The organism is Streptomyces sp. SID5469 (genome assembly GCF_009862865.1).
Classification (GTDB): Bacteria; Actinomycetota; Actinomycetes; order Streptomycetales; family Streptomycetaceae; genus Streptomyces; species Streptomyces avermitilis.
In genome coordinates, this window is record NZ_WWIN01000001.1 from 4,024,540 (window position 1) to 4,039,926 (window position 15,387).

Genomic DNA, 15,387 nt, shown 5'->3' on the forward strand with positions numbered 1-15,387 from the left:
CACTGCGCGTATACATGCGGCGTATACACCGTGTGTAGTGTGCTCCGCATGTCCATCGGTCACACGCTCCTAGGGCTCCTCGAGTCCGGGCCCTGTCACGGTTACGACCTCAAACGGGCCTTCGACGAAAAGTTCGGTCACGACCGGCCGCTGCATTACGGCCAGGTCTACTCGACCATGTCCCGCCTCCTGAAGAACGGCCTCGTCGAGGTCGACGGGATCGAGGCCGGCGGCGGCCCCGAGCGCAAGCGGTACGCGATCACCGACGCCGGGATCACCGACGTGCAGCAGTGGCTCGCGACCCCGGAGAAGCCCGAGCCGTATCTCCAGTCGACCCTCTACACCAAGGTCGTCCTCGCGCTGCTCACCCACCGCGACGCGTCCGAGATCCTCGACACGCAGCGCTCCGAGCATCTGCGCATGATGCGCATCCTCACCGACCGCAAGCGCAAGGGTGATCTGGCCGACCAGCTCATCTGCGACCATGCCCTCTTCCATCTGGAGGCGGATCTGCGGTGGCTGGAGCTCACCGCGGCGCGCCTCGACAAACTCGCCGAGGCGGTGACGACCCGATGACTCCTGCTGGTTCTCTGCTGGCCGCGACGGATCTGCGGAAGACGTACGGTGCGACGACCGCTCTGGACGGCGCCGAGTTCTCGATCCACCCCGGCGAGGTCGTCGCGGTGATGGGCCCCTCCGGCTCCGGCAAGTCGACCCTGCTGCACTGCCTCGCCGGCATCGTGCCGCCCGACTCCGGCTCGATCACCTACAACGGGCGCGAGATGGCCGGTATGAGCGACACCGAGCGCAGCGCCCTGCGGCGCTCCGAGTTCGGGTTCGTGTTCCAGTTCGGGCAGCTCGTGCCGGAGCTGACGTGCGTGGAGAACGTCGCCCTGCCGCTGCGGCTGAACGGCACCGGCCGCAAGGAGGCCGAGCGGATCTCGCTGTCGTGGATGGAGCGCCTGGAGGTCGACGACCTCCAGGGCAAGCGCCCCGGTGAGGTCTCCGGCGGCCAGGGGCAGCGCGTCGCCGTCGCCCGTTCCCTCGTCACCAGCCCGCGCGTGCTGTTCGCCGACGAGCCCACCGGCGCCCTCGACTCCTTCAACGGCGAACGCGTGATGGAGCTGTTCACCGAGGCCGCCCGCTCCACCAACGCCGCCGTCGTACTCGTGACGCACGAGGCGCGGGTCGCCGCGTACTCGGACCGCGAGATCGTCGTACGCGACGGCAGGTCCCGGGACATGGAGCGCATCGTATGAGGGTGCGTCAGTGGTCCAGAGACCTGGCCATGGGGGCCAGATTCGCCTTCACCGGCGGACGCGAGGGCTGGATGCGGGCCGTGCTCACGGCCGTCGGGGTCGGGCTCGGGGTGGCCCTGCTCCTGATGACGACCGCGATACCGAGCGCGTTGCAGGCCCGGAGCGACCGCGAGACGGCCCGTACGGACATCACCTACGGCAACACACACATACCGAAGGCCTCCGACCGGACCCTGCTGGTCGCGCGCGTCGACGACGAGTACCGCGACAAGGCCATCCGCGGACGGGAGCTGGAGGCCGAAGGGCCCCGGGCGCCGCTGCCGCCGGGTGTGCGGAAGCTGCCGAAGCCGGGTGAGATGGTGGTCTCGCCCGCGCTGGCCGACCTCCTGAAGTCCGGCAACGGGAAACTCCTGCGCGAGCGGCTGCCGTACCGCGTCATCGGCACCATCGGCGAGCCCGGCCTCATCGGCTCGGCCGAACTCTCCTTCTACTCGGGCGCCGATGACCTCGCCCCGCGGATCAACGGCTCCGAGGTCACCCGCATCGACCACTTCGGACAGCCGCTCGGGCCGCCCGACAAGCTGGACCCGGTGCTGCTCCTGCTGATCCTCGTCGTCTTCGTGGTGCTGCTGATGCCGGTCGGCGTCTTCATCGCCGCGGCCGTGCGCTTCGGCGGCGAGCGGCGCGACCGCAGGCTCGCGGCGCTGCGTCTGGTCGGCTCCGACAGTCGGATGACCCGGCGGATCGCCGCCGGCGAGGCGCTCGGGGGCGCCGTGCTCGGGCTCGTCTTCGGCACGGTCTTCTTCCTGCTGGCCCGTGAGGTCGCCGGCTCCGTCGAGGTCTTCGGCCAGAGCGTCTTCCCGAGTTATCTGAACCCGACTCCAGCGCTGGCCGCGCTGATCGCCGTCACGGTGCCCGGCGCCGCGGTGCTCGTCACCCTGTTCGCACTGCGCGGGGTCGTCATCGAGCCGCTCGGTGTGGTGCGTACGGCCAAGCCCGCGCGGCGTCGGCTGTGGTGGCGGCTGCTGCTGCCGGTGGGCGGGCTCGCGATGCTCTACCCGATGATCGGGCAGGGCAACACCAGCGGGAACTTCAACCAGTACCTGGTGATCGGCGGCGTCCTGCTGCTCCTGGTCGGCGTCACGGCGCTGCTGCCCTGGATCGTGGAGACGGTGGTCGGCCGGCTGGGCAGCGGTGGCGTGGCATGGCAACTCGCCGTGCGACGACTGCAGTTGAGCAGCGGCTCGGCGGCCCGCATGGTCAATGGCGTCGCCGTGGCGGTGGCCGGCGCGATCGCCCTGCAGATGCTGTTCGCCGGCGTCGAGGGCGACTACACCAAGGCGTCGACGAACGATGTCATGCGGGCGCAGATGGAGGTGCGCCTGCCGTACGACGTCCCGCTCGACCAGGCGCGCGAGCAGCTCGCCCGGACCAAGGGCGTACAGCGGGTCACCGCGATCGGCTCGGCCTCGACGGGCGACAAGAAGAAGGACGCGGACCTGTCCACGTCGATGACCGTCGGCGACTGCGCGTCGCTGCGCGAGGTGGCCAAGCTGCCGACGTGCCACGACGGTGACGTCTTCGCCGTCACGGACGCCGAGTACGACACGGACCTACGGAAGCTGGCCAGGCCCGGCCGCACCATCTACATCGACCCCTCCTACAGCGGGGCCGTGGCGAACAGGCAGGTCCCCTGGACGGTGCCGCGGGACATCAAGAAGGCCGGGGTCCGCAAGGACCCGACGAACAGCGAGCGCGGCGGCTTCCTGCTCACCCCGGGCGCGGTGCCCGCGAAGGCCGTGCCCGCCATCGAGGGCAGCGCCTTTCTGCAGATCGACCAGTCGGTGCCGGACGTCTACGAACACGTCCGCAACACCACGGCGAAGCTCCACCCGCTCGCCCACGCCTGGACCTGGGCGTCGGCCACGAGGGACACGAGCTACGCGTCCATCCGCACCGGCCTGTCCGTCGGCGCGACCTGCGTGCTGTTCCTGATCGGCGCGAGCCTGCTGGTCTCGCAGCTGGAGCAGCTGCGCGAACGCAAGAAGCTGCTGTCCGCCCTGGTCGCCTTCGGCACCCGGCGCCGCACGCTGAGCCTTTCGGTGCTGTGGCAGACGGCGATCCCGATCGCGCTGGGTCTCGTACTGGCGTCGGTGGTCGGTCTGACTCTGGGCATCGTCCTCCAGCGGATGACGGACGTCTCGGTGCGCGTGGACTGGTCGAGCCTGCTGACGATGACCGGCAGCGGCGCGGGAGTCGTGCTGCTGGTGACCGCCCTGAGCCTGCCGCCGCTGCTGCGGCTGATGCGGCCGGACGGGCTGCGCGCGGAGTAGCGGTCCCGGACATGGCGGTGGGCCCCTCCCGGCCGGAGGGGCCCACCGCCGTGTCCGGACTCAGAAACGCCGTAGTCCCGTACCGGGCAACGGACTCGGGCCGGCCGTCGCGGCTCGGTCGTCGCGGCCCAGGACCCGTACGGGCAGCGGCCGCAGGGCCTCGCGGAGGGCGTCCGCGAGCTCCTCGTACTCCGCGCCCCGCGCGGCGCCCGCCCGCATGGCGAGGGCCACGCGCCGGGTGGGTGCCGGGTCCGCGAAGTACCCGGTGAGGAGTTCCTCGCTGCGGGTCGTCTCGACCTTGACCGCGGTACGCGGCAGCAGGGTCACGCCGAGGCCGCCGGCGACGAGTTGGACGAGGGTGGACAGGCCGGCCGCGGTGGTGGTGACCGGGGCGTCCGCGCGGCCCGCCTCCCGGCAGATGTCGAGGGCCTGGTCGCGCAGGCAGTGGCCCTCGTCGAGCAGCAGGAGGTTGAGCTCACGCAGCGCCTCGCGCGGGATGCCCTCCCGGCCGCCGAGCCAGTGGTCGAGCGGGGTCACGAGCACGAAGTCCTCGTCGAACAGCGGAAGCTCGACGATGCCGGGCACACCGAGGGGCACGGCGAGCAGCAGCAGGTCGAGCCGCCCGACCGCGAGGCCCTCCAGCAGGTTGGCGGTCTGTTCCTCGTGGACCTGGAGGTCGAGGTCGGGGTAGCGGTCGTGGACGAGCCTGAGGACGGTCGGCAGCAGATACGGCGCGACGGTGGGGATCACCCCGAGCCGCAGGGCCCCGGTGAACGGGGCGCGTACCGCCTCGGCCTCCTCCATCAGCGCGCCGACCTCGTCGAGCACCGCCTTGGCGCGTACGGCGAGACGGGCACCGGCGGGCGAGAGCAGGACCTTGCGGGTCGTACGCTCGAGGAGGGTCACCCCGAGTGTCTCCTCCAGGGCGGAGACCGCGCCGGACAGCGCGGGCTGGCTCATGCCGATCGCGGCGGCCGCGTCGCGGAAGTGCAGATGCTCGGCGACGGCGGCGAAGGCCCGCAGCTGGGCGAGGCTGGGCTGGCGCCGCCCGTTCGTCCTGGTCCCGGCCATGGCCGTACCCCTCACGCGTATCCCTCACCCATCGTCACTGATAGCTGTCACCGATCAACACGACCCAGTGTAGCTATTTCACTAATCAATGCGCCTTGTGCCAACATCAACAGCGTCCAACCCATGGGATACACCCTCAAAAGGGGTGTCTCCTCGCTGCAAGGAGAGCGTGTGCTCACTGTCGGTGACAAGTTCCCCGAGTTCGATCTGACCGCCTGTGTCTCGCTGGAGAAGGGCAATGAGTTCCAGCAGATCAACCACAAGACCTACGAGGGTCAGTGGAAGGTCATCTTCGCGTGGCCCAAGGACTTCACCTTCGTGTGCCCGACCGAGATCGCGGCCTTCGGCAAGCTGAACGACGAGTTCGCCGACCGTGACGCCCAGGTGCTCGGCTTCTCCGGCGACTCCGAGTTCGTGCACCACGCCTGGCGCAAGGACCACGACGACCTGCGTGACCTGCCGTTCCCGATGATGGCCGACTCGAAGCACGAGCTGATGCGCGACCTCGGCATCGAGGGCGAGGACGGCTTCGCCAAGCGCGCCGTCTTCATCGTCGACCAGAACAACGAGATCCAGTTCTCCATGGTGACCGCCGGCTCCGTCGGCCGTAACCCCAAGGAGGTCCTGCGGGTCCTCGACGCCCTGCAGACCGACGAGCTGTGCCCGTGCAACTGGACCAAGGGCGAGACCACCCTTGACCCGGTCGCGCTGCTGGCTGGTGAGTGATCTTCCATGGCTCTCGATGAACTGAAGGCCGCCGTACCGGACTACGCCAAGGACCTGCGCCTGAACCTGGGCTCGGTCATCGGCAACTCCGACCTGCCGCAGCAGCAGCTGTGGGGCACGGTGCTGGCGTGCGCGATCGCGTCGCGTTCGCCGCGCGTGCTGCGCGAGCTGGAGCCTCAGGCGAAGGCGAACCTGTCGCCGGAGGCGTACACGGCCGCCAAGTCGGCCGCGGCCATCATGGCGATGAACAACGTCTTCTACCGCACGCGGCACCTGCTGTCCGACCCGGAGTACGGGACGCTGCGCGCCGGGCTGCGGATGAACGTCATCGGCAACCCTGGTGTGGAGAAGGTCGACTTCGAGCTGTGGTCGCTCGCGGTGTCCGCGGTGAACGGCTGCGGTCAGTGCCTCGACTCCCACGAGCAGGTGCTCCGCAAGGCGGGCGTCGACCGGGACACGATCCAGGAGGCGTTCAAGATCGCGGCGGTGATCCAGGCGGTCGGTACGACGCTGGACGCCGAGGCGGTTCTCGCGGAGTAGTTCCTACGCGGCGTGCGGCCCCGTCCACCCTTGTGGTGGGCGGGGCCCATGTGTTTCCCGCCCCCGCCGTGGCGAGGGAAGGCCGCTACGACGCCGGCGCCTCGGACGGCTCGGTCGGGGTCTGCGCCGGTGGGGTCGCCGTCGTGGCCTGGCGTACGGCCCGGTCCTGGGAGTACGAACGCAGGGACCCGACCACCGTGTTCGTCACCGCCACCAACGGCACCGCCACCACCGCACCGCCGATCCCCGCGACCATTCCGCCGGCCGCCACCGACAGCACCACCGCCAGCGGGTGGACACGGACCGCGCGGCCCAGGATGAACGGCTGGAGGATGTGGCCCTCGATCTGCTGGACCGCGAGCACCACCGCCAGCGTCAGCACCGCCGTGAAGACGCCCTGGGTCACCAGCGCCACCACGACCGCCAGCGCGCCCGACACCACCGCGCCCACCAGTGGGATGAACGCGAAGAGGAAGATGAAGACGGCGAGCGGTACGGCCATCGGGACGTCCAGGAAGTAGATTCCCAGGCCGATGAAGATCGCGTCGATCATCGCCACTATCACCGTGCCGCGCACATACGCGGTCAGCGTCCGCCAGGCCCGCGGCCCCGCTCCCGCGACGCCCGGCCGGGCCGCCGACGGCACCAGCTTCAGCGTCCACTCCCAGATGCGCCGGCCGTCGTAGAGCAGGAACAGCGTCGAGAACATGGTGAGCAGGATGCCGGTCAGCGCCTCGACGATGACCGTGACGCCCTCCAGACCCGCGGACGTTATCTGGTCCGTGTTCGCGCCGACGGCCTCGCGCAGGTTCTTCGCGATCTCGTTGATCTGCTTGGGCGTGACGTGGAAGGGGCTGTTCAGCAGCCACTTCCGCAGTTCGTCGATACCGTCCTGGACCTGGTTGGAGAGGTTGTCGATGTTCTCCATGACCTGCCAGGTCACGAACCACCCGATCAGACCCATCACGACGAAGCCGAGGATCGCGGTCAGCGCGGTCGCGAGGCCGCGCGGCACGCCGTGACGGGTCAGGCGTGCCACGGTGGGCTGAAGCAGTGCCGTGATGAGCAGCGCGGCCACGAAGGCCAGCACGACCAGCTGTACGGCGCTGATGACCCGCATCAACACCCAGACGGTGCCCGCGAGTACGAGCAGCCGCCAACCGGCCTCCGCCGCGACCCTCATCCCCCACGGCACGGCCACGGCGGGATCGGGACGGGCGGAGACGGCGGGAGCGTACTCGGGAGGGGGCGGGACGTGGTCCGGGGTCTGAGCGGGAACCGGGGGCGAGCCGTCCGACGGCGCGTCGGACGTCTCCTTCTCCACCTCGGCGCGGCGCTCGTCCAACCGCTCACCCATCTCGGTCAGTCCGGCGCCGAGCCGGCCGATCCACCGTGGCACCTTCGACATGATCCGTCCTCTTCCCCCGTTGCTCCCCACCACTCCCCCCTGGAGTCGTCGGTTCCGACCGTACATGGCCGGGGCTCCCACGACCGAAGCCCCTCACCTTTAGACGGTGAGGGGCTTCGGGAGGTTGAGCGGCGGCCGGGGCCGCGGTCGGCTCAGTACCAGTGGTTGGCCTGCCAGAAGGACCAGGCCTCGCACGGACTGCCGTAGCGGCTGTCCATGTAGTTGAGGCCCCACTTGATCTGGGTGGCCGGGTTGGTCTGCCAGTCGGAACCGACGGACGACATCTTGGAGCCGGGCAGCGCCTGGAAGAGACCGTAGGCGCCGGAAGAGGCGTTGACCGCCTTGTAGTTCCAGCTGGACTCGTGGTCCACGATGTTGCTGAAGCACTGGAACTGGCCGCTCGGCACCATCTGGGTCGCCATCGCCTGGATCTGCGCGATGGTGTACGAGCCCTGGACGGGGAAGCTGGTGGAGCGGACCGAGGCGCGGCTGGCCTTGGTCTCGGCCTCCTTGCGCGCCTTCGCGTCGGCTTCCGCCTTCTTCGCGGCCTTCTGCTTGGCGACCGCGTCCTCGGCTGCCTGCTTGCGGGCCGACGCCTCGGCGTCCTTCTTGGCGCTCGCATCCGCGGCGATGGCCTGTGCGTCGGCCTGCTGCGTCAGGGATGCGGTCTGTACCTGGGCCTGCTGACCCGCGGGGATGTCCGCGAGAAGCGTCGAGTCGCTCGCCAGTGCTTCGGCGTCGCTCGAGGGCTGCCCGGTGCTGCCCGAGGCAACACCAGTCACGGCGCCGACAGCGGTGACCGCGGTGGCCGAAGCCACTGCGAATCCCCGGACCGAAATCCGGCTCACACGGTTTCCTTCCAGCATCGCCCGCCACAGGTGACCCTTGCGGACGCAATCGTGCCCTTGACGCTGGCCTCCCAACTGCTTGGTCACGGGAGGCGCGGGCCCGGTGGGCAACTCCCTTGAGGGGAGCGCCGCGTGGTACTCGGGCGGCATACGACGGCTCTATGGAGTTCTGGTGCTTCTGCTGTGCCGTACCGCTGGGGGTACAGGTGTGTCGTATGCGGGGCCTGACAGGAAGGAGACTCTGCCGCACCCGGATACCGCGAGGCAATTCTGCGTTGCGTGTGAAAGCTCACATGCCGTTTGACCCCAGGGAAATCCGGAAAGCCCCACACGCCGAAGCGCCGCCCAGCTAGGCTCTCTGCCTTTGCTGGACGGCGCCAACTATCGGATAACCGGCCTTAATTGGAAGCCGGTTGTCGAACCCGTCAGACCTGCCCGTCCTCCAGCATTTCGGTCACAAGGGCCGCAATCTGGGACCGTTCGGACCGGGTCAGCGTGACGTGCGCGAAGAGCGGATGTCCCTTCAGCTTCTCCACCACGGCGACGACACCGTCGTACCGCCCCACTCGCAGATTGTCCCTTTGCGCCACGTCATGGGTCAGAACGACCCGCGAATTGGCCCCGATCCGGGACAGAACGGTCAGGAGTACATTCCGTTCGAGCGACTGGGCCTCGTCCACGATCACGAACGCGTCGTGCAGCGAACGGCCGCGGATGTGGGTGAGCGGAAGGACCTCCAGCATCCCGCGCGCGGTGACCTCTTCGATGACCTCGCGGCTGGTGACCGCGGACAGGGTGTCGAAGACCGCCTGCGCCCACGGGCTCATCTTCTCGGACTCGGAACCGGGCAGATAGCCGAGCTCCTGCCCGCCCACCGCGTACAACGGCCGGAAGACCATCACCTTCTGATGCTGACGCCGCTCCAGCACCGCTTCCAGGCCCGCGCACAGCGCGAGCGCGGACTTGCCGGTGCCGGCCCGGCCGCCCATCGACACGATCCCGATGTCCGGGTCGAGGAGAAGATCGAGCGCGATGCGCTGCTCGGCGCTGCGCCCCTTGATCCCGAACGCCTCCCGTTCGCCGCGCACCAGCCGGACGTTCCCCTCCGAGGTGACGCGGCCCAGGGCCTTGCCCCGCTCGGACTGGATCGTCAGGCCCGTGTGCACGGGAAGGTCGGCCGCCTCGGGGACATACACGTGTCCCTCGTCGAAGAGGATGTCCACCTGCTCGCCCGCCAGGGTCAGCTCGGCCATCCCGGTCCAGCCGGAGGAGCCCGTGATGGCGAGTTCCGCGCGGTACTCCTCGGCGAGGAGACCGACGGACGAGGCCTTGATCCTGAGCGGGAGGTCCTTCGACACGACGGTGACGTCGTACCCCTCGGCCTGCAGATTGCGGGCCACCGCGAGGATGCGGGAGTCGTTGTCCCCCAGGCGGTAGCCGCTGGGCAGCACGCTGGGGTCCGAGTGGTTGAGCTCGACGCGTACCGTCCCGCCGAGCTCCCCGATGGGAATGGGGGCGTCGAGGCGACCGTGCCGGACCCGGAACTCGTCGAGGAGGCGCAGGGCCTGCCGGGCGAAGTAGCCGAGTTCGGGATGGTGCCGCTTGGCCTCCAGCTCCGTGACCACGACGATCGGCAGCACTACCTCGTGCTCGTCGAAGCGGTTCAGAGCGTGCGGGTCGGCCAGCAGGACGCTGGTGTCGAGAACATAGGTGCGCCGGTCTGGCTTGTGGCGCTTTGTGCTGGTCACCACGGAAGGACGTACCCCCTCGGATGAGGTCGGGGAGCGACGAAGGAGATCTGGACCGGTCGACGGCCGCGATGCACGGGCCGTGGACCGGCCCTCCGCTTCGTCCGCGCTGTGACCGCACGGTCGGGCTGGTGCAAAGGGCCTCCCGGGCGGACGGCCCCGAGCCGCCCGCTGAGATACGACACCCGTGGTTCGGGTGTCGACCTCCTTGCCTTATGCCCTCGAACAAGCGCTGCCATGCCACGGCATATGACGGCGCACTGATGAACTCCCTATTACTACTGTCCCGGCGGTGGTGTGCGGGTCAGTTCCCGTACCGCCGGTGTCGCGCCGCGTAGTCGCGCAGGGCGCGCAAGAAGTCGACCTTGCGGAAGGCCGGCCAGAAGACCTCACAGAAGTAGTACTCGGAGTGAGCGGTCTGCCACAGCATGAAACCGGACAGCCGCTGCTCGCCGCTCGTCCGGATCACCAGGTCCGGGTCGGGCTGGGCGCCGGTGTAGAGGTGCTTGCCGATGAGGTCGACGTCGACGGCGTCGGCGAGGTCCGGGATCGACGTGCCCTTCTCGTGGGCGTCGAGGAGCATCGAGCGCACGGCGTCGGCGATCTCCTGGCGGCCGCCGTAGCCGATGGCGACGTTGACGAGTATCCCGTCGACGTGCGCGGTGGTCTCCTCGGCCTCCTTGAGCGCGTTCTGCATCTGGGAGGGCAGGATGTCCGGCGTGCCCACGTGGTGCACGCGCCAGCGGCCGTCGGCGGCGAGGGTGCGTACGACCCCCTCGATGATCCCGAGCAGCGGGCCGAGTTCTTCCTGCGGACGGTCGAAGTTGTCCGTCGACAGGAGCCACAGGGTGACGACCCCGACATCGGTCTCCGAGCACCAGCCGAGGAATTCCTCGATCTTGTCGGCCCCGGCCCGGTGTCCCTGGGCGGTGGTGGAGCCCGCCGCCTTCGCCCAGCGGCGGTTGCCGTCCATGATGACCCCGATGTGCTTGGGCACCTGGTCGTGGTCGAGATGGCCTTCCACCCTGCGTGCATAGAACCTGACCAGCAGGCGGCGCAGGTTGTCCCGCAGGTTCACGTGATTGTCAGCCCCTCCGTACGGATCGGACAGGCGCGGCCGAGGGCGATCCCTGTCCGGATGGCGGTCCTCGGGGCCTGTCCGTATGGCGGTCCCCGGGGGCGAAGCCTACCCCCGGGGAGGCGTGGCTCCGCCAAGGGGTGTCACGGGCACGCCAAGGGGTGTGCGGGGCCCTACGTGGTGCCGGCATCGATCCGGACACCCCGCCCGAGGAGGCGACGGGCGGCCTGACGTCGGTGTCCGGCAGGGCAGGGCGCTGTATGCGGACATCCGCTCCTGCACCAGTGAGCGGACCGCCGAAACGCCCGGCCGCTCACCGAAATGGGCGTACGTCCCCTCATCCACCGGTCCTCGCACTCGATGATCAGCGGCTGGGCCGGAGGCGACAGCCGCTCGACGTGCCGGCTCTCCGGGCGGTCCCCGGGTGAGTCCCTGCGTGAGTCCCTGGGCACCGGTCCGGCGGGCGACATGGGGGCGGCAGGCCGACTGAGCGGGCTGAACGACATCACTGCCCGCTGCGACCGGGGCCCTCCGGGCCCGTGGGGGGGGGCGCAGGGGGGCGCTCACCGGCCTGGGGCGGGAGGGAAACAAAAAACGGGCCGGTCCGTGGGGGGGAGACGGACCGGCCCGAGGGGGGGTTTCCACCATAACCCTTCGTAAGTGATGCTGCGTGCATCGGCGTGCCACAACTACTCTCCGAAGTTGCCCGGCGACGCGACGGTGGCCGCGGAGGCGTTCATTCCGGGCGGGATCATGGCCGAATCGCAGCGGATTCCAAGGGAATCGTTCGGAATCAGAAATAATCCGGAGGATTTGCGCACAGTTGTAGATCTTTCGGCGACACGCCCCGGCGTACTCCGGGCGGGTGACACGCGCCGGGAACGCCCGCTTGACGCCGGCGCTAACTTCGCAGCCATGGCCACGTTCACCACCCCCGGGACACCCGAACCGGTCCCGCTGGAGCTCGCGAAGTCGGCCCGCGCCCGGCGGCGCGGGCTGCTGAGGCGCGAGGGGATCGAGGGGGCACTGCTGCTGAGCCCGGCGAACTCGGTGCACACCCTGGGGATGCGGTTCGCGGTCGATGTCGCCTATCTGGACCGCGAGCTGCGGGTCCTGGCGGTGCGGACCATGCGTCCGGGCCGGATCGGACGGCCGCGACCGCGGGCCCGGCATGTCCTGGAGGCGGAGGCCGGGGCGATGGAGCGGTGGGGGGTCCGGCGTGGGGTGCGGGTCGCCGTACGCGGCGGGTGACGCCGCGTCAGCCGGTGCACGCGGCATCGCGCAGCCCCCTCCACTGCGCGATGCCACTCGCGCAGCTTTGCTCACGCGAATTACCTTGGTCTGAACTTACGTGAGGGGGCACGGCGAAGCGAGCCGCCCTCGGTAACGATGCGGAAAACCTGCGGTTCTCGCCGGGATCCGTGGAGAGCAGGGAGGGTTGAACTCGTTCAGGTCGTGCGGACTGTGTGGATCAAGGATGATTTCCAGCGACCTGTTCCGCCATATTCTGATCACCCCATTCACCCCGATGTGCCGGAGCAACTCCCCCGAAGCGCGGGTACCGCGGCGCGTGCGGCACGTGCGGCGCGTGCGGCGCGTGCGGCGCGTGCGGCGCGTGCGGCGCGTGCGGCGCGTGCGGCGCGTGCGGCGCCCGGAAGGATCACCCAAGCGGTCAGGATCTGACCTCATTGCCTTCTAACGTCGCCGCATGACCTTGAAGATCACGTGGGACGAGGCGAGCGCACGGCGGATGCAACGGCAGTTCCTGGCTGATCCCGCGCCGGCCGGCAGCGCCGTCGCGGAGGTGGTCGGCGCGATGCTGGGCGCGCACGCCCAGGTGCTGTCGGCGGCCGAGCTGTCGGTGGGGATACGGGCCGAGGGCGTCACCCGGGCGGACGTACGGGCGGCGCTGTGGGAGGACCGGACGCTCGTGAAGACGTACGGGCCGCGCGGGACCGTCCATCTGCTCCCGAGCGCCGAACTCCCCTTCTGGACTGCGGCGCTCCGCGCGATCCCGTCCCGTCCGAGCCCGTTCGCGCCGGACGTCCGGCTCACCGACGAGCAGGCGGAGCAGGTGGTGACCGCGATCGGCGACGCGCTCGACGGTGCGTTCCTGACCATCGACGAGCTGAACGACGAGGTCGTCGCCCGCACCGGGCCCTGGGCCGGAGACCTGGTGATGCCCGCGTTCCAGGGCATGTGGCCGCGCTGGCGCCAGGTGATGCACCGGGCGGGCCAGTCGGGCGCGCTGTGCTTCGGCCCCCAGCGCGGCCGCAAGGTGACGTACACCCGCCCCGCGCGCATCGGGCCCGACGCGGAAGTCACCGCACAGCAGGCGGTCGCCGCTCTCGTACGGCGTCATCTGCGCGCCTACGGTCCGGCGACGCCCGCGCACTTCGCCAAGTGGGCCGCCACGTCGAAGGGGTGGGCGGACGGCGTGTTCGGTGCGCTGGCCCGGGCCGGGGAGATCGAGGAGGTCCGGTTCGAGGGGGCGAGTGCCTGGGTGGACGCCGGGGACACCCGGTTCCCGGCGGAGGCCGTGCGCGGGGTGCGGCTGCTGCCGTACTTCGACCCGTACGGCATCGCCGCCCAGCCGCGCGAACTGCTGTTCCCGGGCGCGTCGTACCAGCGGGCGCTCGCGCGCGGCCAGGCCGGCAACTATCCGGTGCTCCTCGTCGACGGGGTGGTGGCCGGGGTGTGGCATCAACGGCGTCAGGGGCGGCGTACGACCGTGACGGTGGAGGCGTTGGGCCGGCTGACGGCACGACAGGAACAGGAACTGGGCGAGCAGGTGGAGCGGATGGGCGAGGTGCTGGAGGCGAAGCCCGAGCTGGTGGTGGGGGAGGTGACGACGGGGCCGCATGCGTGAACCGTGGGCCGTGGGCGTGGCCCGCGGTCCCGTGGGCTGTGCGCCGTGGGCCGTGATCTATGCCTGCGGTTTGCGGGCCTCGATCAGGAAGCGGGTGCTGTGCGCGAGGAACGGGCCCTCGCTCCCGATCTTCTCGTGCAGGGAGCGGAGTTGGGGCTCGTACGCCTCGACCGTGAAGTCCGGGACCATCCAGATCACCTTGCGCAGGAAGTGGACGACGGCCCCGATGTCGTGGAACTCCATGCGCAGGCGTACCGGGCGGAGGTCGGTGACCGTCAGGCCGGCCTTCCGGGCGGCGGTCCGCGCGCGCTCCGGGTCGCGGGCCGTGCGGTTCTCCTCGGGCTGCGGGCCGAGGAAGTACTCGACGAGCTCGTAGGCGCTCGCGGGGCCGACCTGCTGGGAGAAGTAGGTGCCGCCGGGGCGCAGGACGCGGGCGATCTCGTCCCAGTACGTGCGCACCGGATGCCTGCTGGTGACGAGGTCGAAGGCGGCGTCCGCGAACGGCAGCGGCGCGTCCTCCGGGGAGGCGACGACCACGGCGCCGCGCGGGTGGAGCAGGGCGGTGGCCTTGGCGACGTTCGGCGGCCAGCCCTCGGTCGCGACCGTGAGCGGGGGCAACTCCGGTGCGCAGGCGAGGACTTCGCCGCCGCCGGTCTGGATGTCGAGCGCGGCGGACGCACCCGCCAGCCGCTCCCCCATGGCCCGCGCGTACCCCCACGGCGGCCGCTCCTCGGTGGCACGGCCCTCGAACCAGGAGAAGTCCCACCCGTCGACGGACGCGGCCGCGGCCTCGGCGACGAGGTCTTCGAAGGTGCGGCCGGTGTGACCGGTACCGCCGGCACCACCGGTACCACCGGCACCACCGGCACCGCCGGTGCGGCTGGTATGGCTGGTGCGGCCCGCTCGGCTCGTGGTCATGGCCGAGATCCTCTCAACGGGGGTGCGGAGGCGCGACCCCATTTCGTTGTCGGTGCCCGCTGCTAGGTTCCGGCCATGACCGCGAATCCAGGAGTAGTCCGGGTGCCGTACACCGGTGGCGAGAAAGAGAGTCTGCACGCCAGTCTCGACCGGCACCGGGACGCCGTGTTGTGGAAGCTGGCGGGGCTGGACGACGAGCAGGGGCGGCGGGTGATGACGCCGTCCGGTACCAGTCTGCTGGGCCTGGTGAAGCATCTCGCGTCCGTGGAGTACGGCTGGTTCTGCCGCACGTTCGGGCGGGAGGTGGAGCCGCTGTGGTTCGACCCGTTCAGCGAGGAGGACATGCGCGCGGGCCCGGACGAGACGACCGACGGGATCATCGAGTTCTACGGCCGCGCCCGCACCGCCGCCGACCGCGCGATCGCGGAGCTGTCCCTGGACGACCTCGGCACGTCGTGGAACGGCACGCGGGTCTCCCTGCGCTGGGTCCTGATCCGCATGGTCGAGGAGACGGCCCGGCACGCCGGGCACATGGACATCCTGCGGGAGCTGATCGACGGGGCGACCGGGGATCACCGGCCCGGGTGAT

At 70.2% G+C, this 15,387-nt stretch carries 14 protein-coding genes; 8 read left to right on the forward strand and 6 right to left on the reverse strand.

Going from position 1 to position 15,387, the window contains the following annotated elements:
* Window positions 1–48: 48 nt before the first annotated feature.
* The 3 genes from GTY58_RS16910 to GTY58_RS16920 are packed head-to-tail and all read left to right on the forward strand — an operon-like array spanning window position 49 to window position 3,592.
* Entirely contained in the window at window positions 49–576 is a 528-nt protein-coding gene (locus tag GTY58_RS16910) for a PadR family transcriptional regulator (RefSeq protein ID WP_010984658.1), read from the forward strand.
* Window positions 573–1,259: an ABC transporter ATP-binding protein gene (locus GTY58_RS16915; protein ID WP_010984659.1), complete on the forward strand. Its 687-nt coding sequence runs from the start codon at window positions 573–575 to the stop codon at window positions 1,257–1,259. The genes GTY58_RS16910 and GTY58_RS16915 overlap by 4 nt, the downstream gene beginning before the upstream one ends.
* The gene (locus tag GTY58_RS16920; RefSeq protein WP_010984660.1) at window positions 1,256–3,592 is read left to right on the forward strand and encodes an ABC transporter permease; all 2,337 of its coding nucleotides are present in this window, start codon (window positions 1,256–1,258) and stop codon (window positions 3,590–3,592) included. Before GTY58_RS16915 ends, GTY58_RS16920 begins: the two co-directional genes overlap by 4 nt.
* A 60-nt stretch (window positions 3,593–3,652) precedes the next feature.
* Here the strand turns inward: GTY58_RS16920 and GTY58_RS16925 are convergent, their stop codons facing one another.
* Entirely contained in the window at window positions 3,653–4,663 is a 1,011-nt protein-coding gene (locus GTY58_RS16925; protein ID WP_010984661.1) for a LysR substrate-binding domain-containing protein, read from the reverse strand.
* A gap of 171 nt (window positions 4,664–4,834) precedes the next feature.
* On the opposite strand from GTY58_RS16925, the gene GTY58_RS16930 reads away from it, so the two are divergent.
* Complete coding sequence (locus GTY58_RS16930) at window positions 4,835–5,389, forward strand: peroxiredoxin (RefSeq protein ID WP_010984662.1); 555 nt, start codon at window positions 4,835–4,837, stop codon at window positions 5,387–5,389.
* Between the two features lie 6 nt (window positions 5,390–5,395).
* The gene (locus GTY58_RS16935) at window positions 5,396–5,929 is read left to right on the forward strand and encodes an alkyl hydroperoxide reductase (protein ID WP_010984663.1); all 534 of its coding nucleotides are present in this window, start codon (window positions 5,396–5,398) and stop codon (window positions 5,927–5,929) included.
* 85 nt (window positions 5,930–6,014) lie between these two features.
* On the opposite strand, the gene GTY58_RS16940 is transcribed toward GTY58_RS16935, so the two are convergent.
* The 4 genes from GTY58_RS16940 to GTY58_RS16955 form a co-directional block, all read right to left on the reverse strand.
* On the reverse strand, window positions 6,015–7,337 hold the full coding sequence (locus GTY58_RS16940; RefSeq protein ID WP_010984664.1) for an AI-2E family transporter: 1,323 nt from the start codon (window positions 7,335–7,337) through the stop codon (window positions 6,015–6,017).
* A gap of 152 nt (window positions 7,338–7,489) precedes the next feature.
* Entirely contained in the window at window positions 7,490–8,185 is a 696-nt protein-coding gene (locus GTY58_RS16945) for a transglycosylase SLT domain-containing protein (RefSeq protein ID WP_037644993.1), read from the reverse strand.
* 425 nt (window positions 8,186–8,610) lie between these two features.
* The gene (locus tag GTY58_RS16950; protein ID WP_010984666.1) at window positions 8,611–9,936 is read right to left on the reverse strand and encodes a PhoH family protein; all 1,326 of its coding nucleotides are present in this window, start codon (window positions 9,934–9,936) and stop codon (window positions 8,611–8,613) included.
* A 301-nt stretch (window positions 9,937–10,237) separates the two neighbouring features.
* Window positions 10,238–11,011 (reverse strand): isoprenyl transferase, encoded by a 774-nt coding sequence (locus GTY58_RS16955; protein ID WP_010984667.1) that lies wholly within the window; start codon window positions 11,009–11,011, stop codon window positions 10,238–10,240.
* 915 nt (window positions 11,012–11,926) lie between these two features.
* On the opposite strand from GTY58_RS16955, the gene GTY58_RS16960 reads away from it, so the two are divergent.
* Entirely contained in the window at window positions 11,927–12,262 is a 336-nt protein-coding gene (locus GTY58_RS16960; protein ID WP_037644992.1) for a DUF192 domain-containing protein, read from the forward strand.
* 457 nt (window positions 12,263–12,719) lie between these two features.
* The gene (locus tag GTY58_RS16965) at window positions 12,720–13,880 is read left to right on the forward strand and encodes a winged helix DNA-binding domain-containing protein (RefSeq protein WP_010984669.1); all 1,161 of its coding nucleotides are present in this window, start codon (window positions 12,720–12,722) and stop codon (window positions 13,878–13,880) included.
* 57 nt (window positions 13,881–13,937) lie between these two features.
* On the opposite strand, the gene GTY58_RS16970 is transcribed toward GTY58_RS16965, so the two are convergent.
* Complete coding sequence (locus GTY58_RS16970) at window positions 13,938–14,798, reverse strand: class I SAM-dependent methyltransferase (RefSeq protein ID WP_010984670.1); 861 nt, start codon at window positions 14,796–14,798, stop codon at window positions 13,938–13,940.
* Window positions 14,799–14,873: 75 nt separating this feature from the next.
* Here GTY58_RS16970 and GTY58_RS16975 point away from each other — a divergent pair, with 75 nt between their 5' ends.
* Window positions 14,874–15,386: a DinB family protein gene (locus GTY58_RS16975; protein WP_037644990.1), complete on the forward strand. Its 513-nt coding sequence runs from the start codon at window positions 14,874–14,876 to the stop codon at window positions 15,384–15,386.
* Window position 15,387: the final 1 nt, after the last annotated feature.

What these genes read in the sequence shown, in the direction of transcription:
- GTY58_RS16940 (WP_010984664.1), bottom strand. Translation starts at nt 7,337, where the DNA reads ATGTCGAAGGTGCCACGGTGGATCGGCCGGCTCGGCGCCGGACTGACC.
- GTY58_RS16960 (WP_037644992.1), top strand. Translation starts at nt 11,927, where the DNA reads ATGGCCACGTTCACCACCCCCGGGACACCCGAACCGGTCCCGCTGGAG.
- GTY58_RS16935 (WP_010984663.1), top strand. Translation starts at nt 5,396, where the DNA reads ATGGCTCTCGATGAACTGAAGGCCGCCGTACCGGACTACGCCAAGGAC.
- GTY58_RS16915 (WP_010984659.1), top strand. Translation starts at nt 573, where the DNA reads ATGACTCCTGCTGGTTCTCTGCTGGCCGCGACGGATCTGCGGAAGACG.
- GTY58_RS16965 (WP_010984669.1), top strand. Translation starts at nt 12,720, where the DNA reads ATGACCTTGAAGATCACGTGGGACGAGGCGAGCGCACGGCGGATGCAA.
- GTY58_RS16970 (WP_010984670.1), bottom strand. Translation starts at nt 14,798, where the DNA reads ATGACCACGAGCCGAGCGGGCCGCACCAGCCATACCAGCCGCACCGGC.
- GTY58_RS16975 (WP_037644990.1), top strand. Translation starts at nt 14,874, where the DNA reads ATGACCGCGAATCCAGGAGTAGTCCGGGTGCCGTACACCGGTGGCGAG.
- GTY58_RS16920 (WP_010984660.1), top strand. Translation starts at nt 1,256, where the DNA reads ATGAGGGTGCGTCAGTGGTCCAGAGACCTGGCCATGGGGGCCAGATTC.
- GTY58_RS16925 (WP_010984661.1), bottom strand. Translation starts at nt 4,663, where the DNA reads ATGGCCGGGACCAGGACGAACGGGCGGCGCCAGCCCAGCCTCGCCCAG.
- GTY58_RS16910 (WP_010984658.1), top strand. Translation starts at nt 49, where the DNA reads ATGTCCATCGGTCACACGCTCCTAGGGCTCCTCGAGTCCGGGCCCTGT.